The sequence below is a fragment of the Hymenobacter coccineus genome (assembly GCF_001816125.1).
GTDB classification, from domain to species: domain Bacteria; phylum Bacteroidota; class Bacteroidia; order Cytophagales; family Hymenobacteraceae; genus Hymenobacter; species Hymenobacter coccineus.
In genome coordinates this window covers 1-21,408 of the sequence record NZ_MDZA01000441.1, presented here as the reverse complement: position 1 = coordinate 21,408, position 21,408 = coordinate 1, and the positions used below count along the sequence as shown (strand labels likewise).

Sequence of the window (21,408 nt, the reverse complement as noted above, 5' to 3'; positions counted from 1 at the left end):
CGCGGGCCCCGCACCCTGGGGCCGGCACCCAGCGCGGCCAGCCGCTCGCCGGGCCGGTTGGGCAGGGCGGCGGCCCGGCGCGGGTCGAGGTAGTGCGTGTCAATCGGAAACAGAAAACCGGCCGACGACACCACTGGCGCCGGCAGCCACTGCCCCAGCCGCTGCGCCTCCAGCGTAGCGCTCATGATGAGAATCCGCAGCTCGGGCCGCAGCACGGCTTGGGCATCCAGGGCCAGCGCCAGGCCGAGGTCGGCATTCAAGCTGCGCTCGTGGAATTCGTCGAACACCACGCAGGCCACGCCCTCCAGCGCCGGGTCGTCTTGCAGCATCCGCGTCAGAATGCCTTCGGTAATTACCTCCACGCGCGTGTCTTTACTCACCTTGCTGTCGAGCCGTACGCGGTAGCCGATGGTGCGGCCCACGGGCTCGCCCAGCAGCTGGGCCAGGCGGGCGGCGGCCCCGCGCACGGCCAGCTGGCGCGGCTCCAGCACCAGGATTTTGTCCTGGGGCCCCCGCCACTCGGCGGCCAGCAGCGCCAGCGGCACCACCGTGGTTTTGCCCGCGCCGGGCGGGGCCTCCAGCACCACACGGGCGTGGGTAGCCAGGGCATCGCGCAGCGCGGGCAGCGCCGCTATGATGGGCAAATCGGGCAGCGGGGGCAGGCGGAAATCGTTGGCCAAGGGCGGGGTGGAAAGGGCTTGGGAGATTGGTGGTTTGGGGCCCCGGGGCGGGGGCGGCGCCGGGGATTTAGCGCAGTTTATAGGTTAACGCACGTAGTGGCCCGTACCACCAAGCTGTGCTTGGTCTTGCGTATGGGCCCCAGGGCAAGACCAAGCACAGCTTGTGGTACGGGCCATTACGTGCGTTAACCCGGGGAACGCTGTGAGCCCGCCGGGCTGCCGGCCGCGGTGGGGCGAATAGAGGCCGACATGGGTGCGCCTTGGGCCAGAAACCGGGCCAGGCGCAGGTACTGGCGGCCGCGCCGGGCCCGGAACACGAGCTTCACCACGAACAGCCAGCGCACGGCCTCGGCGTGGACGGGGTTGAAGTTTTTGCGTAAAAAGTAGGCGAGCGAGATGTAGAACTCGCGCAGCAGGCCGAAGCTGGGCTGGCTGCTGCGCCCGCCCAGGTGCACAAATTCTGACCCTGGCACCACCACCACCTGGCGCCCCGCCTTCCACACGCGCCAGGCCACGTCCTCCTCCTCGCAGTACAGAAAATACTGCTCATCGAGCCCGCCGATGCGCGCAAAAAGCTCGGCATCCGCAAACATGGCGGCGCCGGTTACCATATCGGCCGGGTAGGGCTGGCGGGCGGCGCGGGCGGGGCGCGGCGGGTGGTAGCCCAGCCCCAGGGCCCGGCATAAGCCCCGGCCCAGTAGTTTGTCGCCCAGCGTAGGGAAGAAGCCGTAGCTCTCCAGCCACTGGCCCTCGGGCCCGAACATCTGGGGAGCGGCCAGGCCAATTTCGGGGCGTGCCGTCAGCAGGTCGGCCAGCTCCGTTAGGCAGTCGGTGCGCAGGAGCGTGTCGTTGTTCAGCAGAAATACGTGGGTGGGCCGTTGGGTGGCTGTGGCCGTGCGGAACCCCAGCATGTTGCCCCCGGCAAAGCCCAGATTAAGCGCCGAATAGCAAACTTCTACCTCGGGGTAGGCGGCTAGGGCCCCCAGCGCCTCGCGCTCGGCGGGCGCAGAGGCGTTGTCCACCACCATCACCCGGTAGGCGGTGCCGGGCCGGGTGTGGGCGCGCAACGACTCCACGCAGGCCAGGGTGTGGCCCGTGGAGTTGTAGTTGACCAGCACGACGAGGATCATAGCGGAAGGCGAAAGTGGGGCAAGCAAGCCGCAAAGGAAACGGAATTGGCCGCCCTACACCCGTTGCAGCCACCACAGCTCCACGGCCAGAGGGCCCCCGGCGTACAGCACCGGGGCCCCGGCGGGCGTGGGCAAGCCGTGCGCTTCGATCAAATTCGAGTCGTATTCCAGCAGCTCGGCCGTGCGCAACGGCCAGGCTTCGTGGTGGATGCGGCCGCGGTAGAGGCGCTTGCCCCAGGCGGCGTACAGGCAGTAGCGCTCGGTGAGGAAGAAGGCCAGCGAGCCGGGCGCGGTATCGGCCGGCGGCAGCACCTCGCCCACGCGCCAGGTGGCGGCGAAGTGCGCGGCCGGGGCCCCGCCGTGGGTGCGGCGGGCGGTGTAGCGCACCTGGTCGGGGGCGGGGCGGGCCAGGGCCATGCGCGCGCGCAGGTAGGGCAGGTGGAAGATGGTGCGCGCCGCCCACACGGCCAAGGCGTTGGTGGCGTCGAGTGATAAAAACCACACGCCGGGCACGCCGTCGAGGTGCACGTAAGTGCGCACGTTCAGCTCCAAAAACTGGTTGGCCCCGGGGATGGGCGGGGTGAAGCGGGTGCGCACGTCCCACATCCGGAACGGCACAATGGCCAGCCAGGCGTGGCCGTCGTGCAGGTCGAGGGCCAGGCGCGGGGGCAGGAAGGGGGCCAGCAGCGCCGGCGGCACCGGCCAGTGCATAAAGAGCAGGTCGCCCCAGCGCTGGCGCATCAGCGGGGAGCCGGCGGGGGGCTGGCGCAGGGCCAGGCGGCCGGCTAGGGTAGGGGCAGAAACGGGCGAAGAGGGCATGGGCCCCTACAACCACCGCCGGGCCCAAATTGTGCTGGGGCCCTAATAGGGGCCCCTTTGCCTTTACTACCAAGCTGTGTTGACACTGCAGGGGGCTTGCTTATGCCCTCTTAGTATGCCGCAGGGCCCCAAGGCAGCATAGGTAACCAAGTGCAGCTTGGTGGTACGGGCTAATACCGGGGCACCGAGGGATCCACTTCGCAGCTCCAGGCGTCGATGCCGCCGCGCAGGTTGAGCAGGTTGGTGCGGCCGTGGCGCACTTGCAAGTAGCTGAGGGCCTGGGCTGAGCGCACGCCGTGGTGGCAGACCAGCACTACTTCGCCCGCGGCGGGCACTTCGTCGGTGCGCTGGGGCAGCTCGTCGAGGGGCAGCAATACGCTGCCGGGCAGGTGGCAATAATCGAACTCGATGGGGTCACGCACGTCAAACAGTTGGAGCGCATCGCCGGCGGCGAGGCGTCTGGCAAGTTGAACCGGGCTGATAGCAGCAATATTCATAAAAATAATTAGGCGAACAGAGGACAAAGATAAGTCCGACCCAGAAGCCCAAGGTGATTAAAATCCCAATTTGGGACAAAAGTGATTTTAATCAGCGGCGATTGGATGCAGCTGGCGGCGCGGCTTGGTGGCAATCGGGCCAACGGGCCGCAACTTTGCCCCGGCGCGGCCGCGCATCTGTTGCCCGCCCTTTCCCCCCAAACCTGACCTTCCCCATGCTTCGCCTTGCGCTGACCGGCCCGGAATCGACGGGTAAATCGACGCTGAGCCAGCAGCTGGCCGCCCACTACGGGGCCCCCTGGGTGCCCGAATACGCTCGCGCCTACCTCGCCGGCCGCCAGCCGCCCTACGCCCTGGCCGACCTCGAAGCCATTGCCCACGGCCAGCTGGCCGCCGAAGCCGCCGCCGAAGCCGCCGGTGGGGCCCTACTAGTGTGCGATACCAACCTACTAGTAATCAAGATTTGGTCTGAGCACGCCTTTGGCCACTGCCCCGCCTGGATTGCCGCCGCCGTGGCCCAGCCGCGCTACGACCTAGTGCTGCTGCTGGGCGTGGACGTGCCCTGGGAGCCCGACCCGCTGCGCGAGCACCCGCAGCTGCGCCAGCACTTTTACGACCGCTACCGCGACGAGCTGCGCGCGGGCCCCGACCCGTTTGCCGAAATCTGGGGGCCCCCGGCGCAGCGCCTGGCCGCGGCCCAGCAGCTGGTAGACGGCCTGCTGCGCGCCCAGCCGTAGCTTAGGGCCCCTATTATCACCCTTCGCCACTGCCCGCGCCATGCCCGCCCTCGTTCTTGCCAATGCCCAATGCCGGGCCACCTTCGCCGCCCACGGGGCCGAGCTGACCGGCTTCGTTGCCGTCGCTACCGGCCTGGAGTACGTGTGGGCCGCCGACCCCGCCGTGTGGGGCCGCCACGCGCCGGTGCTGTTCCCCATCGTGGGCCGCCTGCCCGACGATACCTACCTGCACCAGGGCCAGGCTTACCGCCTGGGCCAGCACGGCTTCGCCCGCGACCAGGAATTTGCCGTGCTGCGCCACACCGAAACTGAGCTGGCCTTCCGCCTCACCGACTCGGCCGAAACCCGCGCCAACTACCCGTTTGCTTTCGAGCTGACCATCACCTACACCCTGCGCGGCACCGCTCTGGCCGTGCGCTGGGACGTGCGCAACCCCGCCGGGGCCCCCGGCGGCGACCTGCTGTTCAGCATTGGGGCCCACCCCGCGTTCCGGTGCCCGCTACTGCCGGGCGAGCGGTTCGAGGATTATTATTTCGAGTTTGATCACCCCGTAACCCTCAGCAAGCACCTGCTGCGCGGTGGCCTGCGCAGCGGCGAAACGGCCCCCGTGCTGCACCAAGAGGCTACCCTGCCGCTCACCTACGAGCTGTTTGCCGACGATGCGCTGGTGTTTGCCGATTACGACTTTACCCGCGTGGCGCTGCGGGCCCACGGCGCGCCGCACTTCGTGCGCCTGCGCTTCGACGGCTTCCCCTACCTGGGGCTGTGGACGAAGGGCCCCGGGGCGGAGTTCGTGTGCATCGAGCCCTGGCACGGCGTGGCCAGCCCCGTGGGGCCCCGCAGGAGCTGCGCGACAAGGAAGGCATCCTCACGCTGGGCCCCGGCCAGGCGTTTGCAGCCACTTACGAAATCGAAATAGGGTAAGCCGGCGCCGTTGGCAACGCAGTTTTGCTACGCGCGAAGCCGCCGGCTAGGCGCAAAAAAGCGGGGTTGCGAACCAGGAAATCCGGTTCGCAACCCCGCTTTTTATTGTTAATACGGTTCAGGCGCCCACGCGCGGGCGGTTGTAGTCGGGCTCCCAATCGTTGATGGGGCGCGAGATGCCGGGGGGCAGGTCGAGGTCGGGCAGGCCGGGGTCGTGCGGCTCGCCGCCGTCGTCGTCGCCGTCGGGCGGTGGCGGTGGGGCCCCACGCGGCGGCGCGGCACCACGAGCACGAACAGCAGCACGGCACAAAGCACAACGGCGTAGAGAAGCTGGTACATAGCAGGCAAACAGGAAAAAGCGGCCGGACTTATAACCGCCAAAGCTGGCCAGGGGTTGCAGCGGCCGGCGCTCTAAATTAATTGATTTCCACCAAAAAGCCAGCCACCACGGCAGAAAAAAAGCGCCGGGGCCTCGAATAATTTCGTCCCCCCTTACCTTTGCGGCCTGTTTAGGGGTGCTGGCGCTGCGTGCAACGCCGGCTGAGATGATACCCATCGAACCTGAACCGGGTAATGCCGGCGCAGGGAAATAAACAATCTGCGGACGATTCCGCCCTGGCTCCGCCCCCTGGGGCCTGGGTGCGTCCTGTTTCTCCATCTTTTGTTGAAAACTTTACCCTTTGCGGGGGCGGTGCTGCTGGCGCTGGCCGCCGCGCCTGCCTGGGCGCAGGGCCCCGTGGCCGGCACCCTCACCGATGGCCGGGGAGCGGCCCTGCCCGGTGCCACCATCACCCTCACCGACGTGCCTGGCCTGGGCGCCACCACCGATGCCGCCGGCCGCTTCGTGCTGCCGGCCGTGCCCGCGGGGCCCCACACGCTGCGGGCCAGCTACGTGGGCTACGAGGCGTTGGCCCTGCCGCTGCAAGGCCAGCCGGGGCCCCAGCAGCTGCCCGCGCTGGCCCTGGCCACGGCCCGCAACCTCACGCCCGAGGCCGTCGTCACGGCCGCCCGGGCCAACGAGCGCACCGGCACGGCCTACCAAAACGTGAGCCGCGAGCAGCTCCAGGCCCGCAACTTTGGCCAGGACATTCCCTACCTGCTCGACCAGACGCCGAGCGTGGTGACGACCTCCGACGCGGGCACCGGCGTGGGCTACACCGGTATCCGCATTCGGGGCACCGACGGTACACGCATCAACGTGACCCTCAACGGGGTGCCGGTGAACGAGGCTGAGAGCCACGGCGTGTTTTTCGTCGATTTGCCCGATTTGGCGTCGTCCGTGCAGAGCATCCAGGTGCAGCGCGGGGCGGGGCCCAGCACCAACGGCGCGGGGGCCTTCGGGGCCAGCCTGAACGTGGAAACCCTGGGCCTGCGCCCCAAGGCCTACGCCGAAATCAACAACTCGGCCGGCTCGTTTGGTACCTGGAAAAGCACCGTGGCCGCCGGCACGGGCCTCATCAACAACCACTTCACGGTGGACGCCCGCGCCTCGCGGGTGCAGAGCGAGGGCTACGTGGACCGGGGCGCGTCGCGGCTGAAGTCGCTGTATTTGGCCGGTACGTATTCCGACGAGAAAACCCTGCTTAGGGCCCTCATCATCACCGGCTACGAAACCACTTACCAAAGCTGGTACGGCCTGGCCGACTCGCTGCTCACCAAAAACCGCCGCTACAACGAGGCCGGCACCGACTACGGCCAGCACCTGCCAGCCTATAAAAACCAGACCGACAACTACCAGCAGGACTACTACCAGTTCCTGATTTCCCGGCAGCTTACGCCCCGCCTCAACCTGAGCGTGACGCCCTTCTGGACGCGCGGCGGCGGCTACTACGAGGAGTACAAGGCCAACCAGGACTTTGCCCAGTACGGCATCGGGGGCCCCGTGTACCAGCCGCGCACCGGCGGCGGCTTCGACACGCTGACGACCACCGACGTGATTCGCCGGCGCTGGCTGAAAACCGACCTCTACGGCGCCACCTACGCCTTGCAGCTCCAGCCTAAAGGCACCGAGTCACTCATTCAATCATTCACAATTGGAGGCGCAGTCGTGAACTACCGCGGCCAGCATTTTGATGAGCTGACCTGGGCCCAGCGGGGCAACGATATTCCGGAAACCGGCTCCCGCTACGCCGAGGAGCCCAACGCCCACAAGCTGGACGTGAACAGCTACGCCCGCGCCACGGTGGCGCTGGGCGAGCGGCTCTCGGCCTTTGGTGACCTGCAATTTCGGTACGTGAACTACGAGCTGTTTGCGCCCGACGGCAGCCCCAACGGCGGCAAGAGCCAGCAAACCATCAAGTTCAACTTCCTGAATCCCAAGGCCGGCCTCACCTACCAGGTGAAGGACGGGCTGGCGGCCTATGCCTCTTACGCCCTGGCCCAGCGCGAGCCCACCCGCACCGACTACACCGACACGCCCGCCGACCGCCGCCCCACCGCCGAAATGCTCAACAACTTCGAGTTGGGCCTGCGCCGCACCACGGGCCCCATCCAGTGGTCGGCCAACTACTACCTGATGCTGTACCGCAACCAGCTGGTGCTCAGCGGTCACCTCGACGACGTGGGCAACCCCATCCACGCCAACGTGCGCGACTCGTACCGCACCGGCCTGGAGCTGCAAGCCGCCGCCGTGCTGGCCCGGGGCCTCACCTTCAGCCCCACGGCCACCTTCAGCCGCAACAAAATCAACAACTACACCGACTACCTGGCCGACTACGACAACGGCGGCGAGCGGGGCACGGCCTTCCGGCAGACCAACATCTCGTTTTCGCCCAGCCTCACCTTCGCCTACACCCTGGAGTACGAGCCGCTGCCCGGCCTGCGCCTGGCCACGCTGGCCCGCTACGCCGGCCGCCAGTACCTGGATAACACCAGCACCGATAGCCGCAGCATCGCGCCCTACTACGTACAAGATGTGCGCGTGCGCTACCTCTGGCACCCCGGCAAGCTGGGCTTCCGCGAGATTGAAATCGCCGGACTGCTCAATAACGTGCTGGGAGCCAAGTACGTGAACAACGGCTACACCTACGGCTACATCAGCGGCGGCCAAACGCAGTATTATAACTACTACTACCCGCAGGCCCTCACCAGCTTCCTGGCCTCGGTGAACCTGCGCTGGTAGGATAGGGGCTGTACCACCAAGCTGTGCTTGGTCTTGCCCCAGGGCCCCTAGGGCTAGACCCCTGGGGGCCCTGGGGCAAGGCCAAGCACAGCTTGGCGGTACATGCTCCACTGCATTAGGGCGCCGGCGCAGCGCAGTATCTTTGCGAATATAACCATAGGGCCATCCGGTAGTTATCGGGTGGCCCTTACCGTACCTGCCATGCGCCGCTTGTCATTCCTGTTTTGCCTGTTGCTGGCCGCTGGGGGCCCCAGCGGGGCCGCGCCCGCCCCGGGGGGGCCGCCGCTCACCATCGCCGCCGCCGCTGACTTAAAGTACGTGCTCGACTCGCTGGTGACGATTTTCAACCGCCAGCACCCCGGGGTCCCGGCCCGCGTGGTGTACGGCTCGTCGGGCCGGTTTTATGAGCAGCTGAGCCACGGGGCCCCGTTCGACATCTTCTTCTCGGCCGACAGCGACTACCCGCGCCGCTTGCAGCAGGCGGGCCTCACGGCTGGGGCCCCCGTGCCCTACGCCCAGGGCCGCCTGGTGCTGTGGAGCCGGAAGCTCGATCCTAACACAAAGGGAATCAATACGCTGCTCGACGCGCGGGTGCAGCGCGTGGCCATTGCCAACCCCGCCCACGCACCCTACGGCCGCCTGGCCGAAGAAGTGCTGCGCCACTACAAACTATACGAGCAGGTGCAGCCCCGGCTGGTGCTGGGCGAAAACATCGGCCAGGCCGCCCAGTACGCCAGCACCGGCGCGGCCGATGCCGGCCTGCTGGCCTACGCGCTAGCCCTCAGCCCCGCGCTGCGCCGCCTGGGCAAATTTTACCTGATTCCGGCCGCCGCCCATTCGCCCTTGCAGCAGAGCTACGTGCTGCTGAAGCGGGCCCAGGGCAACGCCACCACCGCCGCCTTCGCGGCGTTTGTAGCCGGTCCGGTGGCCCGGCAGGCCCTGCGCAAGTACGGCTTTAGCCTGGCCGATGGCCGCTAACGCATTCATTCACCGTTATTTGCTACCCACGGCTTGGCGTTTGATCTAACCCCCGATTACTGGGAAACCCTGCGCCTGACGCTGGCCCTGGCCACTTGCACGGCGGGGCTGCTGCTGCTGCTGGGCATCCCGCTGGCCTACGCCCTGGCGCACGGCCGGGGGCCCCTCAAGCCGCTGCTGGAAGCCGTGGTGGGCCTGCCGCTGGTGCTGCCGCCCACCGTCATTGGCTTCTACCTGCTGCTGGCCTTCAGCGACGGCACGGCGCTGGGGCGCTTCCTCATCAACACGCTGGGGCTGAGTTTGAACTTCACGTTTGCCGGCATTCTGGTGGGGTCGCTGGTGTACAGCCTGCCGTTTATGGTGCAGCCGCTGCAAGCCGGGTTCCAGAACCTGCCGCGCTCCCTCACCGAGGCTGCCTACACGCTGGGCAAGTCGCGCCGTACCACGCTCTGGCGGGTGCTACTGCCCAACATGAAGCCCGCCCTGCTCAGCGGCACCGTACTGGCCTTTGCCCACACGCTGGGCGAATTCGGGGTGGTGCTGATGATTGGCGGCAACCTGCCGGGCCGCACCCGCGTGGCCTCCATCGCCATCTACGACGAGCAGCAGAGCCTGCGCTACCCGCAGGCCAACGCCTACGCCCTCACGCTGTTGGCCGTGGCCTTCGTCATTCTGGTGGCCCTGTTCTACGTAACGAAACGCGACGCCAGCCGCCGCCTGCTCTGAGCTTTCCTTCTGTAATTGCCCGTGCTTGACTTCCACCTCCGCAAAGCCCTGCACACCGCCGCGGGCCCCCGCACCCTCGACGTGGCCCTGGCCCTGGCCCCCGGCGAGCTAGTGGCCATCAGCGGGCCCTCGGGCGCGGGCAAAACCACGCTGCTGCGCCTGCTCGCCGGCCTCGACCGGCCCGACGGCGGTTTCGTGCGGGCCGGGGGTGAGGTGTGGTACGACCAGGCCGCGCGCCAGTGGCTGCCGCCGCAGCGCCGCCCGCTGGGCTTCGTGTTTCAGGATTACGCCCTGTTCCCGAACATGACGGTGCGCGAAAACCTGGCCTTTGCCGCCGCCGGCCAGCCCGGCGCGGGGCCCCTGGTGGCCGAGCTGCTGGCCCTGATGGAGCTGACCGAGTTGGCCCCACGCCGCCCCGGGGCCCTATCCGGGGGGCAGCAGCAGCGCGTGGCACTGGCCCGCGCCCTGGCCCGCCGCCCGCGCCTGCTCCTGCTCGACGAGCCCCTGGCCGCCCTCGACCAGCCCACCCGCCTGCGTCTGCAAGCCGCCCTGGCCGCCGTGCACCAGCAGTACCAACTCACCACCATCCTCATCAGCCACGACCCGGCCGAAATTACCCGCCTCGCCCACCGCGTGGTGGAGCTGGACCTGGGCGAGGTACGCCGCGTGGGGCCCCCGGCCGCGCCGCCCACCCCCGCCACGGTGGCCGGGCGCGTGCTGGCCGTGCTGCCCGGCGGCGCCTGCGGGTGCAGTTGCCCGGTGGGGCCGAGGTAGAAGTTGGGGCCCCGGCGGGCTACGCGGGGGCGGTGGGGGCCCCAATTGCGCTGGCCATCGGGGCAGCGTAGCGGCGTGGGCGTTGCCTCAGATGATGAGTCGCACGCCGCCCAGCTCCGAAATCTGATAGGGGAACTTGTCGCCGGGCGAGCCGATGAACATGAAGTTTTTGGGGATTTGCCACTCCTCCGACAGCTCGGTAATCAGATCGGGGCCAAAGCTGCCGGGGCGGGTCACGAAATCGAGGTGGATGTTGGGGTAGGCGCGGTCGAGCACGCCTAGGTCGTTGAGCAAGCCGGCGGGTACCTCCTGCCCTTCGCCAAGCAGCATCACGATTTTGAGGCGGTTGGTAAACTCGTTTTCCTCCACGTAGGTCATCACCTTGTTGAGGTTGGCCACGTTGTCGCCTTTGGTGAAGTACACAAACTCCTGCTGATTAAGCTCGTGCACCAAGCGCCGAATGCTAACCTGGCTGCGGATGGCCAGCCGGCGAAAACCCTCATAAAACGAAGTGGCGCCCACCAGCACCAGGTTCAGAATGGCAATGCGCTCGAGCATGGCGTATACGATGAGCGCCGCCGGAATGAAGTATTGCAGGAACACCACCAGGTAGCCGGGGTTCTTCTGCACGTTGCCGTAGAGGCCCGCCAGCACGCCCATCAGGGCCAGAAATACGCTGAACACGCCCGCGTACACCGGCCGGGGCAGCTTGCCGCGCTTCACTTTCAGCAGGAAGTTGCCGATGGCAAAAAACGCCATGACCGACAAAAACGAGATGGTGTACACCCCCGCCAGCGTTTCCAGCTCGCCCCGCGTGATGAGCAGGATGGACAAGCTCAGCCCGAAGAAGATGGCCAGGATGATGTAGTTGGCCCCGCGCCGGTTCTCCTTGAGGAAAAACTGCGGCCAGATGCGGTCCAGCGCCATGCGCTTGATGAGGCCGCTCACGCCCACGAAGCTCGTGAGCACCGCCCCGGAGAGCACCGTCACGGCATCGACGGAGATGACCGTGGCCAGCCAGGGGCCCCCCGTTTGCTGGCCCAGGTACGAGAGCAGCGTTTCCTGGTGGTCGCCCACGGTGGCCAGCGGCACCACCGCCACCGCCAGCAGCGCAATCACGGGGTTAAAAAAGCTCACCACCAGCCACATGTTGCGCAGCGTTTTCTGAAACACGCCGGGGGCCTGCTCCTCCACAAAATTGGCCGAGCTCTCGAAGCCCGAAATGCCCAGCATGGCCGCGCTGAACCCCAGGAACAGCGCCACCGCCAGGCTACCGCCTACCACCGGCTGCGCGTAGTTGAGGTGCAGCGTGGTGAGCCCATGCTGGGCCACAAACCACGCCCCTGAGCCCACCAGCAGCGTGAGGGCCGCTAGGTGCGCCACAAAAATGACCACCGCCACGATGGCCGATTCCGACATGCCTGCCGAGGTCAGGAGCAGGAAAAACGTGAGCAGCCCCGCCGTGGCCCACAGCACCGGCACGTGCGGAATGGGCGCAATGAGGTACAAATAATTCATGGCCTCGCCTGCGCTCAGCACCGCCGTGGCCATGTAGGAGAGGATGGTGAGGCAGGCCGCAATGGAGGCGTTGCTCTTGCTGGTGGTGTTCAGCAGCACGTTGTAGGCCCCGCCGTTGAGGGGCAGGGCCCCCACCACTTCCCCGTAAATCTTACGAAACAGGTACAACAAGCCCGCCACCAGCAGCAGCGCCACCCACGCATATTGCCCCGCGTAGCCAATGGACAGGGCCGATACGTAGAGGCAGGAAGAGGAAATGTCGTTGCCGCAAATGGCCGTGGCTTCAAGCTCGTTGAGTTTCTTGTCGTGGGCCATTAGCGGGTGTGGGTAAGGATAGAATGAAGAACGTGTGAGCGTTTACGGGAAAGATAGACTTTTCGGGAGAAAGAGTTGAAATAAAAGGGAGTTAAAAAGCACGCAATTGAGTTCTTGTCGCAGCGGCGGCGGCCGGTTTTTGGCCGCCGCGGTGCCCGCGCTACCCCGCGAAGTATCTTTGCTTTACACTCTACCCCACCCCGCCATGTCCTCCATTGCCGACGTCCTCGCCCCCGAAGCCAAAGCCCACACCGCCCAGGGCGGCAGCACCAACGCCAACGGCTTCACCGATTACTTCGACCTCGACGGCCTGCTCACCGAGGAGCACATCCTCGTGCGCCAGAGCATCCGCGACTTCGTAAAGAAGGAGATTTCGCCCAGCATCGAGAAGTGGGCCCAGCAGGCGCACTTCCCTTCCGAAATCGTGCGCAAGTTTGGCGACGTGGGGGCCTTCGGGCCCACCGTGCCCACCGAATACGGCGGCGGCGGCATGGACTACATCAGCTACGGCCTCATCATGCAGGAAATTGAGCGCGGCGACTCCGGTATGCGCTCCACGGCCTCGGTGCAGGGCTCGCTCGTGATGTTTCCCATCTACCAGTACGGCTCCGAGGAGCAGCGCCAGAAGTTCCTGCCCAAGCTGGCCAGCGGCGAGTGGCTGGGCTGCTTCGGCCTGACGGAGCCCGACCACGGCTCGAACCCCGGCGGCATGACCACCAACATCAAGGACGCCGGTGACCACTACGTACTGAACGGCGCCAAGCTCTGGATTTCCAACTCGCCCGAGTGCCAAGTGGCCGTGGTCTGGGCCAAGAACGAGCAGGGCCGCATCAAGGGCGTCATCGTGGAGCGCGGTATGGAAGGCTTCACCACCCCCGAAATCCACAACAAGTGGAGCCTGCGCGCCAGCATCACCGGCGAGCTGGTGTTCGACAACGTGAAGATTCCCAAGGAGAACATCCTGCCCAACATTGAAGGCCTCCGGGGCCCCCTCAGCTGCCTCGACTCGGCCCGTTTCGGCATTGCCTGGGGCGCCATCGGCGCGGCCATCGACTGCTACGAATCAGCCCTGAAGTACAGCCTCCAGCGCGAGCAGTTCGGCAAGCCCATCGCCAGCTTCCAGCTCCAGCAGCGTAAACTGGCCGAGATGATCACCGAAATCACCAAGGCCCAGCTCATGGCCTGGCGCCTGGGCGTGCTCAAAAACGAAGGCAAGGCCACCAGCGCCCAAATCAGCATGGCCAAGCGCAACTCCGTGGACATGGCCCTGCACGTGGCCCGCGAGGCCCGCCAAATCCACGGCGGCATGGGCATCACCGGCGAGTACCCCATCATGCGTCACATGATGAACCTCGAATCCGTCATCACCTACGAAGGCACCCACGACATCCACCTGCTCATCACCGGCGCGGATATCACGGGCATCCAGGCGTTTAAGTAGAGAGCCTAGTGGAGCAGGAAGTCGTGGATTATCTCATTCGGGAATACTCTAGTAAACTGCCTGAACGGGAGCAGCTAGCTTACAAGCATCTCCTGCATAACGAAAAACTGGCTGCTATGGATAACGCAGCCAGCCGCGAAAGGTACCGGGCCGTGATGCTACGGGCTGGCTGGCTATCGGACGATGAGGAAGTGCTGGAACTGATTCGGGACGGAGTACCAGTTTTTCGTCGGAGAATCGCGCATAAAATCTACGAAGAGCATGGCGGCGAGGCACTGCTTAACAGGTGTCCCCAATGTCACCAATTAGCACGCACCCCCCGCGCCAAGCAATGCCGCCATTGCAGCTACGACTGGCACTAAGCTCCATCAGGCACTAATAGCCAACTGCGCAACATCCACGCCGCCCGCTAGCTCCGGGTGCGCTAGTAGCTTCAGCAGTATCAACTTGACTGACCAAATAAAATTATTATGTCTACCACCAATTCCCTCCACTACCTCACCGATGCCGCCGACAAGCCCGAGGCCGTGTTGTTACCGATGGCCGACTGGCTGGAGCTGAAGCAATACTACCGCCAACTGCAAGGGCGCGAATTTGTACTGGACGGAACGCTGGGGGCCCTACGCGAGGTGCCGGAAATGTTGGCCGGGCGCCAGCCCGAAATCAGCCTGGATGGTTTCCTAGCTTCGCTGTGAGTGGGCCATTGCTCAATAAAAAATGGCCGTTCCAAATAGTATGGAGCGGCCGTTTTTGTGCTTAGCATACTACCTCTTTTCCAGCAGATAAACGGTCTGGTTTACGTAAGTGGTACCGGTTTTGGTGAAAGTAGATGGCGATGCGCTGACTATCCGCCAGCCACTTTTAGCCAAATCATTTGCCTTGGCTAACGCTGCTTTCTGTACTTCTACGAATCCAATCGTAATTTTTTCGGCGCTCCGAATCTTAACATCAACCACTTGTTCGGACTGCTGTCCATTGGGTAGCAACGTAGTCACGTTGGCATCGGCCGAAAAACTGTTGAGCGTGAAGTTGCCGATGACCATCATGTATGCGGTCGATTCCGCTGCTTTTGGATAGAAGGCCCATGAGCCGGTGGCAGCCAGGGTCACTGCTGCTAAAACAAAGAATTTTTTCATAATAAGGAATGATTGGGAGGGAGAATGAAAAGCTCACGCAAGCTAAGCAGCTAGCTACTCTGCTAATATTACCATCTCGTGAATACTGGCAGCAGTGCCAGGTTTTGGCAATAAGCACTGACTTTCCTGCCGTTCGCCGCCCGCCCCGTAATTTGGCCCCATGAAGCAGGCTACCGAACCCCTCGTGCTACTGGAGTGCCTCGTTGCGGGCACTTCGCACCGCCGCCCCGAAATTGACGAAGTAGAACCTTCGCTGCAAATCGGGCAGGCCCTGTTGCTCACCCGCGAGCCCGACAGCCACTACGACGACTGGGCCGTGCAGGTGCACACCCTCCCCACCACCCACCCGGCCAACGTCTGGCTCGGTTATTTGCCCGAGGGCCACAACGAAACCGTGGCCCGGATGCTCGACGCCGGCTTCGAAATCACCGCCCGCCTCAATCATAAATCCTGGGAATCGGATTGGTTGCACCTCGATATCGAAGTGCTAATGAATCGTTAGTAGGGCCCCCAGCCCCCATATAGTTTTGCTAAAAAAACGGGAGCTTTTTCCCGGCGCTTGGGGTTGAGGAGCAGGGCCCCCACGGCTACCACCTGACTACCATTAACCGATACTTATCCCATGCGCGAAGCCTATCTCACCGGCGGCAACGAACAGTTCGACGCCACCGACAAGGACATCGACAAGGCCCTGCGGCCGCTGTCGTTCGACGACTTCACGGGCCAGGCCAAAATCCTGGAAAACCTGAAGGTGTTCGTGGCCGCCGCCAAGCAGCGCGGCGACGCCCTCGACCACGTGCTGCTGCACGGCCCCCCCGGCCTGGGCAAAACCACGCTCTCCCACATCATCGCCAACGAGCTGGGCAGCAGCATCAAGATGACCTCGGGCCCCGTGCTTGACAAGCCCTCCGACCTGGCCGGCCTGCTCACCAACCTGGAGCCGCACGACGTGCTGTTCATCGACGAAATCCACCGCCTCAACCCCGTGGTGGAGGAGTACCTGTACTCGGCGATGGAGGACTACCGCATCGACATCATGCTCGACTCGGGCCCCAACGCCCGCTCGGTGCAGATTTCGCTCTCGCCCTTCACGCTCGTGGGAGCCACTACCCGCTCGGGCATGCTCACGGCGCCGCTGCGGGCCCGCTTCGGCATCTCGGCCCGGCTGGAGTATTACGACTCCAAGCTGCTGACCACCATTGTGCTGCGCTCGGCCGAAATTTTGGGCACGCCCATCCACGAGGATGCGGCTTTTGAAATTGCCCGCCGCTCGCGCGGCACCCCACGCATTGCCAACAATCTGCTGCGCCGTACCCGCGACTTTGCCCAAATCAAAGGCGATGGCACCATCACGGTGGAAATTGCGCAGTTTGCCCTGAACGCGCTGGACGTGGACGCCCGCGGCCTTGACGACATGGACAAGCGCATCCTCACCACCATCATCGACAAGTTCAAAGGGGGCCCCGTGGGCATTACCACCATTGCCACCGCGTGTGGTGAAGAGGGTGAAACCATCGAGGAAGTGTACGAGCCCTTCCTCATCCAGGAGGGTTACATCAAGCGTACCTCCCGCGGCCGTGAAGCCACCGAAGCCGCCTACCAACACCTGGGTCGCCTGCTGCCCAGCCACTTGCGTGGCAACAACGGCGACCTGTTCGCTGAGATTACGGCTTAGAAGTTTTTTTGAATAAGAACTGTCATGCTGGCGAAGGAAGCATCTTATTACTGATGAACGGCCTGTTCTACTCTGATAGGATGCTTCCTTCGTCAGCATGACAGTTCCTGCTCAAATAGCTCATTAGCCAGCGTGCGGACTCGCAGAGGCCACGCAATAATGCACGGAACGCGCCGCCCCTAGCGGCGCGTTCTTCGTTTCTTTGGGGCCCAACCAGTTGTAGTTTCATGCTTCTTCGTGCCGAATGGACGCCTTTTATTAAACGCCGCGCGGCCGAGCTGGGCTTTATGGCGTGCGGCATCTCCAAAGCGGAATTCTTGGAAGAAGAGGCGCCGCGGCTCGAAAACTGGCTCAAGCGCAGCATGAACGGCCGCATGGGCTACATGGAAAACCACTTCGACAAGCGCCTCGACCCGCGCTTGCTGGTAGATGGGGCCCGGTCGGTCATCTCGCTGCTGCTCAACTATTATCCGCCTAAGGAGGAGCAGCAGCCCGACGACACGCTGAAAATCAGCAAGTACGCCTACGGCCGCGACTACCACTTTGTCATCAAGGACAAGCTGAAAACCCTGCTGGCCGACATGCAGGCCGAGATTGGCAAAATCGGCGGGCGCTGCTTTGTGGATTCGGCCCCGGTGCTGGACAAGGCCTGGGCTAAAAAGAGCGGCCTGGGCTGGGTGGGCAAAAACTCCAACCTCATCACGCCCGGCAGCGGCTCGTTCTACTTCATCGCCGAGCTGATTGTGGACGTGGACCTGGACTACGACGGCGCCATCCGCGACTACTGCGGCACCTGCACCAAGTGCCTCGACGCCTGCCCCACGCAGGCCATTACCGAGCCCTACGTGGTAGACGGCAGCAAGTGCATCAGCTACTTCACCATCGAGCTCAAAGACCAGATTCCGACCGAAGTGGGCGGCAAGTTTGGCAACTGGGTGTTCGGCTGCGACATCTGCCAAGACGTGTGCCCGTGGAACCGCTTCGCCAAGCCGCACCAGGAGCCGCAGTTTCAGGCGCACCCGGAGCTAAAAAACCTGTCGGCCAGCGACTGGCGCGAAATCACCCACGAACTGTTCACGGAGCTGTTTCGGCAGTCGGCGGTGAAGCGCACGGGCTACGCCGGCCTAGTGCGCAACATCCAATTCGTTTCGCCCGAGGCGTAGCGCACAGGGGCCCTGATTGGTTTCAAAGCCGTGCTCGGTGGGGACCTGCGCCTGTACCACCAAGCTGTGCTTGGTCTTGCGTAAGAGCCCCTGTAGCAAACCAAGCACAGCTTGGTGGTACGGGCGCACGCCGCACCCACATACCAAATCCAAAACTGTTTTAGGCGGCGCTGAGGGCAGGCCCCAGGCCGGCGTGGGCCCGGAACACCCGCTTGAGCACGCGGCGGTAGAGGCGCGAAAATTCGGCGTAGCACCACGAACGGAAATGGGCCAGATCGGCGGGCAGTACGGTTTTGAGCGCTTTGCGCAGTTCTTTCTCAAACAGCAACCTGCTAAAGCTGACCTTTAGCAAGATGATTTTGGCATATTCGAGCATGGGATTGGGTGGGGTAGGGAAGGAAGGGTAGAGTAGCTGGCTGTGTACACAAGTTACATCAGCGCGAGCGTCGCGCCTCGGGTAGGAACGCGGCACCCAACAGTTACGGTGCCCTACTACGCAAGGAAACCGACCAGGGCTGCACTTTCCGGGGTTGAATCCCCAAATTTTATAGATTTAATTGGGGCCCTGGAAGCCGTTAACAATACCATTTTTAAACAACGATGGGCGGATTGCTCGGAATGCCTGTGCTACACAAAAACGCCGGCCCCGCATGGTGCGGAGCCGGCGTTTTTTAGCCTTCTTCTAAAAGAAGAATTAGGCGCCGATCAAGCTGCCAGCACGCGAGTTGTCGAGCACTTCGGCAACTTGCAGGTACTCGTCGAAAGCTGCAGCTGCATCCGAAGCCGTGTAGGTGGTGCCCAAGCCGGTGGTGATGGGTACAGCCGACTGCGTCGTGTTATTCTCGGTTGGGCTAGGCGTGGTGTAAGCAGGAACCACCAAGCCAAACTGGCCGGGATTAGAGCCAGCAGTAACACCGCTGGTGTACACTGGGTGAGCTGCCAGGTCGTCGGCGGGGTTCACCCAAGCAAGCTGGCCGCGCATTACGCGGATTTTTGCTGCGTGGCGGGCTTCCACCGAGTGAATTTGCAGGGCTACGGTCAACAGGTCGGTACCGAGCAGTTCGCCAGCGCGGCCTTTGTAGGCCCGAACGCCGGTATCTTCCAGCAACTGGGCGATGCCGAGCTGCGAGGTAGCAGCACCACCAGTTTTAAAGGTGACGAGGGTTGCGAAAACCGCTGACTTGAAAGTAACGCCCGATACGGGAGTTGCGCTCATGCCGCTGATTGCACCTTGCAACAGCGTAACGTGCGAATCCTCGTGCTTTTTGATTTGGTCGATGGCCGCTTTGTCAGTAGCTGAGGCAGCCGTGTACAGGGCAGAAGCCTTCACTTTTGCGTAAAAGTCCTGCTCGAACAGCTCGAGCGCCAGTGCGTACTGGAGCACTTCCACGGCCGTAGCCGTGGTGCCAGTGGTGCCGGCGTAAGCCTTCTGGAACAGCGCGCCCAGAAACAGCGGCGTAGCGGCCAGGGCCGAACGCTTGGCTGCGGTGCCCAGCGAGCCAAAAATAGCACGGCGCGAGTCGAAGCGACCAAGAACGTCGGCGTCCACTTCCGCGAGCTGGTCAATTATTTTGAAGAGATCCATAACAAAAATTGATTACAAATGAGGAAGAGGAAATTATTTGCCGACGGTGCTAGCGTCCAACTTTTCCATTACATAAGTTTGGGCAACGGCGATAACATCAGTCGGCATCATCGCTTTGTCAAGGCCAGTCGTAGGATCCACTTGGTCGTCGCCGGCAAATGATTTGCCGGTGGAATCGAGCAGGTCACGAACGTAGGCGGCGTGACGGGCTTCAACCGAAACGATTTGGCCAGCGATTACCAAATAAGCGGCAGTCTTGATCAATTTGCCAGCGCCGTTGTAAGCAGCTACCCCCAGATCCTCAAATGCCTTCGCGGTACCTAGTACTGAAGCACGCGACGAAAAAGTGATGCTGGTGAAGTTCGGAGTTAGGCCGGGAATGGCTTTGCCGGGAGCGTCACGATTGATGGCGGCCTTGAAGAAATCGCGGTGAATAGCCTCGTGGGCGGCTACTTGCGTGAAGTAAGCCAATTCGTTAGGCATAAAGTCGCTAGCAGGCGTCTTCACTACTTGTGCATAGAAAGCAGCTTCGAGCTGCTCCAGCGCGTAAGCATAGTTGAGCACACCTACGTCACCCGAGCCGAGGCTCACGGTGCCAGTAGCAGGCATGTTGTTATTTGTATCGTCTTTTGAACAACCGGCCAATACCAAGGCCGTAGCACCGGCGGTAGCGCCGGCATACATAAAGAACGAACGCCGTTTGATAGGCGTGTACAGAGGCTGGGCGGTGATGAGCTCGTCCTGGCCGCCTACTTGGGAGTGTTGGGACATGGTGAAAATTGAAAGTGGTAAAAAATAAATAAATGGATTTTCTCTGCCCGGCACTCCGGGGTAGTAATGGTCTTGTGCAAAGTAAACACACAAGCTACCAGGCGCCTGAAGCGTCCGTGGGCTAGATACGGGCCATATTATCAGAAGGATTGTGTTTTTAGGTAAATTATTTTATTCTTGGTTTAATCCTATACCCCTATTTTTGTGCTATGTCAGCCTTATTCAGTGATTTAGGCCACTTTATGGATCCCGTAACGTAGAGATTAAAAAGATATTGAAAACGATTGCTCTCCTATTTCTGACCATTTTATTTTTGCTGCTAGCAAATCTTTTTGGCTGGGCACAGCCTGATTCACCCCACGTGGCCTTGGTTCTGGGCCCGGCCAGTGTGCCGGTCACGGGAATTTATACTTTATCGTTCCGGCTGCGCGGGGAGGTACTCGCCGAGTACTCCGATTTCCCCGACCTCGAAGGCTTTAAGAAGGCCGGCAAAACGAGCACCACGACCACCCAGATCGTGGCCGGCAAGCGCTTCACCGAATTCACCCTTACGCAACGCTACGCCCCCTACGGCGAGGGCGACTACGCCATTAAGCCCTTTCAGCTGACCGTGAACGGGGTGCTGGTGCGCAGCGGCGGCGGCACCGTGCACGTGGGCCCGGCGGTGATAACGGTGCCCACTGCCAGGGCCCCAACGACCGGCACCGCGCCCCTGCAAGGCGTGGGGGCTCTCGACCAGCTGTTTGGCAAGCCCAAGGCGGCCCTGTACCTGGACGTGCCCGACCACGGGGCCCTGGCCCTGGAGGCCGACCGGCGGCAGGTGTACGTGGGGGAGGGCGTGCGCGTGGCCCTGTCGTTTTACCTGCGGCCCGCCGACCAGGCGGTGCTGGCCTTCCACGACTTCGACGACCAGCTGCCGCGCCTGATTGGGCAGCTGCGCCAAACCACGGCCTGGGAAGTGCCCGCCGCCGAGCAGCGCGTGCTGCCCGATACCGTGCGCCGCGGCGGCGAGCAGCTGCTGCGCTTCCGGCTGGCCGAAACCACCTACTACCCGCTCACGGCCCAGCCCCTGCGCTTCCCGCCCCTGGCCCTGACGATGACTAAGTTCCGGCTCCTGAAAAAGCCCGAGCCCGGCGTGGACGGCCGCCTGGCCCAGTACAAAACCTACCTGGCCCCGGCCCTGGCGGTGGCCGTGCGCCCGCTGCCGGCGCGGCGCGGTGGGGGCCCCCAGCGGCCGTGGGGCACTACCAGCTGCGCGAATCCATAGCCGCACCGAATCATGGCGGGGCAGGTGTTCAACTATACGTTTGGGGGTGGAGGGGCGCGGCAACCTGGGGGCCCTGCCGCCGCCGGTGGCTGGCCCCGCGGCCCGGCCTGGCCGTGCTACGGCCCCGAGGTGCGCGACGAAACCCTGCCCG

Annotated in this window: 22 protein-coding genes and 1 riboswitch; of the genes, 12 read left to right on the top strand and 10 right to left on the bottom strand. The window is 63.7% G+C overall.

The features are described from left to right. The 4 genes from BEN49_RS23230 to BEN49_RS23215 all read right to left on the bottom strand — a co-directional run. The coding region (locus BEN49_RS23230; RefSeq protein WP_239692071.1) for a DEAD/DEAH box helicase at positions 1-680 on the bottom strand (680 nt) is incomplete at its 3' end. Positions 681-865: 185 nt separating this feature from the next. After that, positions 866-1,810 (bottom strand): glycosyltransferase family 2 protein, encoded by a 945-nt coding sequence (locus BEN49_RS23225; RefSeq protein ID WP_070747088.1) that lies wholly within the window; start codon positions 1,808-1,810, stop codon positions 866-868. Positions 1,811-1,864: 54 nt separating this feature from the next. Further along, the gene (locus BEN49_RS23220; protein ID WP_070747086.1) at positions 1,865-2,629 is read right to left on the bottom strand and encodes a YqjF family protein; all 765 of its coding nucleotides are present in this window, start codon (positions 2,627-2,629) and stop codon (positions 1,865-1,867) included. Positions 2,630-2,799: 170 nt separating this feature from the next. Beyond that, positions 2,800-3,126, bottom strand: coding sequence for a rhodanese-like domain-containing protein (locus tag BEN49_RS23215; RefSeq protein ID WP_070747084.1), 327 nt, complete (start codon positions 3,124-3,126; stop codon positions 2,800-2,802). 215 nt (positions 3,127-3,341) lie between these two features. On the opposite strand from BEN49_RS23215, the gene BEN49_RS23210 reads away from it, so the two are divergent. Both BEN49_RS23210 and BEN49_RS23205 read left to right on the top strand, forming a co-directional pair. Further along, entirely contained in the window at positions 3,342-3,863 is a 522-nt protein-coding gene (locus BEN49_RS23210; RefSeq protein ID WP_070747082.1) for an AAA family ATPase, read from the top strand. Between the two features lie 40 nt (positions 3,864-3,903). Beyond that, a complete protein-coding gene (locus BEN49_RS23205) occupies positions 3,904-4,782 on the top strand; it encodes an aldose 1-epimerase family protein (RefSeq protein WP_083326402.1) in 879 nt (292 codons plus the stop codon). A 123-nt stretch (positions 4,783-4,905) separates the two neighbouring features. On the opposite strand, the gene BEN49_RS23200 is transcribed toward BEN49_RS23205, so the two are convergent. Then, the gene (locus BEN49_RS23200) at positions 4,906-5,097 is read right to left on the bottom strand and encodes a hypothetical protein (protein ID WP_094123214.1); all 192 of its coding nucleotides are present in this window, start codon (positions 5,095-5,097) and stop codon (positions 4,906-4,908) included. Positions 5,098-5,288: 191 nt separating this feature from the next. Continuing rightward, a riboswitch (TPP riboswitch) is annotated at positions 5,289-5,392 on the top strand. Between the two features lie 59 nt (positions 5,393-5,451). Here BEN49_RS23200 and BEN49_RS23195 point away from each other — a divergent pair. The 4 genes from BEN49_RS23195 to BEN49_RS23180 all read left to right on the top strand — a co-directional run bounded on the left by BEN49_RS23195 (position 5,452) and on the right by BEN49_RS23180 (position 10,386). Continuing rightward, on the top strand, positions 5,452-7,908 hold the full coding sequence (locus BEN49_RS23195; RefSeq protein WP_070747080.1) for a TonB-dependent receptor: 2,457 nt from the start codon (positions 5,452-5,454) through the stop codon (positions 7,906-7,908). 201 nt (positions 7,909-8,109) lie between these two features. Next, positions 8,110-8,886, top strand: a complete 777-nt coding sequence (gene modA / locus BEN49_RS23190) for a molybdate ABC transporter substrate-binding protein (protein WP_070747078.1) — start codon at positions 8,110-8,112, stop codon at positions 8,884-8,886. Between the two features lie 33 nt (positions 8,887-8,919). Further along, a complete protein-coding gene (gene modB, locus BEN49_RS23185) occupies positions 8,920-9,612 on the top strand; it encodes a molybdate ABC transporter permease subunit (protein ID WP_070747076.1) in 693 nt (230 codons plus the stop codon). A 21-nt stretch (positions 9,613-9,633) separates the two neighbouring features. Beyond that, on the top strand, positions 9,634-10,386 hold the full coding sequence (locus BEN49_RS23180; RefSeq protein ID WP_083326403.1) for an ATP-binding cassette domain-containing protein: 753 nt from the start codon (positions 9,634-9,636) through the stop codon (positions 10,384-10,386). An 87-nt stretch (positions 10,387-10,473) separates the two neighbouring features. Here BEN49_RS23180 and BEN49_RS23175 read toward each other — a convergent pair whose 3' ends face one another. Further along, entirely contained in the window at positions 10,474-12,219 is a 1,746-nt protein-coding gene (locus BEN49_RS23175; protein ID WP_070747072.1) for an APC family permease, read from the bottom strand. A 205-nt stretch (positions 12,220-12,424) separates the two neighbouring features. Here BEN49_RS23175 and BEN49_RS23170 point away from each other — a divergent pair, with 205 nt between their 5' ends. Together BEN49_RS23170 and BEN49_RS23165 are read left to right on the top strand one after the other, a co-directional pair. Next, complete coding sequence (locus BEN49_RS23170; protein ID WP_070747069.1) at positions 12,425-13,660, top strand: acyl-CoA dehydrogenase family protein; 1,236 nt, start codon at positions 12,425-12,427, stop codon at positions 13,658-13,660. A gap of 470 nt (positions 13,661-14,130) precedes the next feature. Continuing rightward, entirely contained in the window at positions 14,131-14,355 is a 225-nt protein-coding gene (locus BEN49_RS23165) for a hypothetical protein (protein ID WP_070747067.1), read from the top strand. 69 nt (positions 14,356-14,424) lie between these two features. On the opposite strand, the gene BEN49_RS23160 is transcribed toward BEN49_RS23165, so the two are convergent. Then, positions 14,425-14,796: a hypothetical protein gene (locus BEN49_RS23160; protein WP_070747065.1), complete on the bottom strand. Its 372-nt coding sequence runs from the start codon at positions 14,794-14,796 to the stop codon at positions 14,425-14,427. A 160-nt stretch (positions 14,797-14,956) separates the two neighbouring features. Between BEN49_RS23160 and BEN49_RS23155 the strand changes: the two genes are divergently transcribed. The 3 genes from BEN49_RS23155 to queG all read left to right on the top strand — a co-directional run bounded on the left by BEN49_RS23155 (position 14,957) and on the right by queG (position 17,634). Then, positions 14,957-15,298, top strand: coding sequence for an HIRAN domain-containing protein (locus BEN49_RS23155; RefSeq protein ID WP_070747064.1), 342 nt, complete (start codon positions 14,957-14,959; stop codon positions 15,296-15,298). Positions 15,299-15,418: 120 nt separating this feature from the next. Then, a complete protein-coding gene (ruvB, locus tag BEN49_RS23150) occupies positions 15,419-16,471 on the top strand; it encodes a Holliday junction branch migration DNA helicase RuvB (protein WP_070747062.1) in 1,053 nt (350 codons plus the stop codon). A 227-nt stretch (positions 16,472-16,698) separates the two neighbouring features. Continuing rightward, positions 16,699-17,634, top strand: a complete 936-nt coding sequence (gene queG / locus BEN49_RS23145) for a tRNA epoxyqueuosine(34) reductase QueG (protein WP_070747060.1) — start codon at positions 16,699-16,701, stop codon at positions 17,632-17,634. A gap of 160 nt (positions 17,635-17,794) precedes the next feature. Here queG and BEN49_RS23140 read toward each other — a convergent pair whose 3' ends face one another. The 3 genes from BEN49_RS23140 to BEN49_RS23130 form a co-directional block, all read right to left on the bottom strand. After that, complete coding sequence (locus BEN49_RS23140) at positions 17,795-18,010, bottom strand: hypothetical protein (RefSeq protein ID WP_070747058.1); 216 nt, start codon at positions 18,008-18,010, stop codon at positions 17,795-17,797. Between the two features lie 318 nt (positions 18,011-18,328). After that, on the bottom strand, positions 18,329-19,219 hold the full coding sequence (locus BEN49_RS23135; protein WP_070747056.1) for a ferritin-like domain-containing protein: 891 nt from the start codon (positions 19,217-19,219) through the stop codon (positions 18,329-18,331). A 33-nt stretch (positions 19,220-19,252) separates the two neighbouring features. Continuing rightward, entirely contained in the window at positions 19,253-19,990 is a 738-nt protein-coding gene (locus BEN49_RS23130; protein ID WP_070747054.1) for a ferritin-like domain-containing protein, read from the bottom strand. A 361-nt stretch (positions 19,991-20,351) separates the two neighbouring features. Between BEN49_RS23130 and BEN49_RS23125 the strand changes: the two genes are divergently transcribed. Then, positions 20,352-21,257 (top strand): BatD family protein, encoded by a 906-nt coding sequence (locus BEN49_RS23125; RefSeq protein ID WP_070747052.1) that lies wholly within the window; start codon positions 20,352-20,354, stop codon positions 21,255-21,257. Positions 21,258-21,408: the final 151 nt, after the last annotated feature.

What these genes read in the sequence shown, in the direction of transcription:
- BEN49_RS23225 (WP_070747088.1), bottom strand. Translation starts at nt 1,810, where the DNA reads ATGATCCTCGTCGTGCTGGTCAACTACAACTCCACGGGCCACACCCTG.
- BEN49_RS23220 (WP_070747086.1), bottom strand. Translation starts at nt 2,629, where the DNA reads ATGCCCTCTTCGCCCGTTTCTGCCCCTACCCTAGCCGGCCGCCTGGCC.
- BEN49_RS23215 (WP_070747084.1), bottom strand. Translation starts at nt 3,126, where the DNA reads ATGAATATTGCTGCTATCAGCCCGGTTCAACTTGCCAGACGCCTCGCC.
- BEN49_RS23210 (WP_070747082.1), top strand. Translation starts at nt 3,342, where the DNA reads ATGCTTCGCCTTGCGCTGACCGGCCCGGAATCGACGGGTAAATCGACG.
- BEN49_RS23205 (WP_083326402.1), top strand. Translation starts at nt 3,904, where the DNA reads ATGCCCGCCCTCGTTCTTGCCAATGCCCAATGCCGGGCCACCTTCGCC.
- modA (WP_070747078.1), top strand. Translation starts at nt 8,110, where the DNA reads ATGCGCCGCTTGTCATTCCTGTTTTGCCTGTTGCTGGCCGCTGGGGGC.
- BEN49_RS23175 (WP_070747072.1), bottom strand. Translation starts at nt 12,219, where the DNA reads ATGGCCCACGACAAGAAACTCAACGAGCTTGAAGCCACGGCCATTTGC.
- BEN49_RS23170 (WP_070747069.1), top strand. Translation starts at nt 12,425, where the DNA reads ATGTCCTCCATTGCCGACGTCCTCGCCCCCGAAGCCAAAGCCCACACC.
- BEN49_RS23165 (WP_070747067.1), top strand. Translation starts at nt 14,131, where the DNA reads ATGTCTACCACCAATTCCCTCCACTACCTCACCGATGCCGCCGACAAG.
- BEN49_RS23160 (WP_070747065.1), bottom strand. Translation starts at nt 14,796, where the DNA reads ATGAAAAAATTCTTTGTTTTAGCAGCAGTGACCCTGGCTGCCACCGGC.
- BEN49_RS23155 (WP_070747064.1), top strand. Translation starts at nt 14,957, where the DNA reads ATGAAGCAGGCTACCGAACCCCTCGTGCTACTGGAGTGCCTCGTTGCG.
- ruvB (WP_070747062.1), top strand. Translation starts at nt 15,419, where the DNA reads ATGCGCGAAGCCTATCTCACCGGCGGCAACGAACAGTTCGACGCCACC.
- queG (WP_070747060.1), top strand. Translation starts at nt 16,699, where the DNA reads ATGCTTCTTCGTGCCGAATGGACGCCTTTTATTAAACGCCGCGCGGCC.
- BEN49_RS23140 (WP_070747058.1), bottom strand. Translation starts at nt 18,010, where the DNA reads ATGCTCGAATATGCCAAAATCATCTTGCTAAAGGTCAGCTTTAGCAGG.
- BEN49_RS23135 (WP_070747056.1), bottom strand. Translation starts at nt 19,219, where the DNA reads ATGGATCTCTTCAAAATAATTGACCAGCTCGCGGAAGTGGACGCCGAC.
- BEN49_RS23130 (WP_070747054.1), bottom strand. Translation starts at nt 19,990, where the DNA reads ATGTCCCAACACTCCCAAGTAGGCGGCCAGGACGAGCTCATCACCGCC.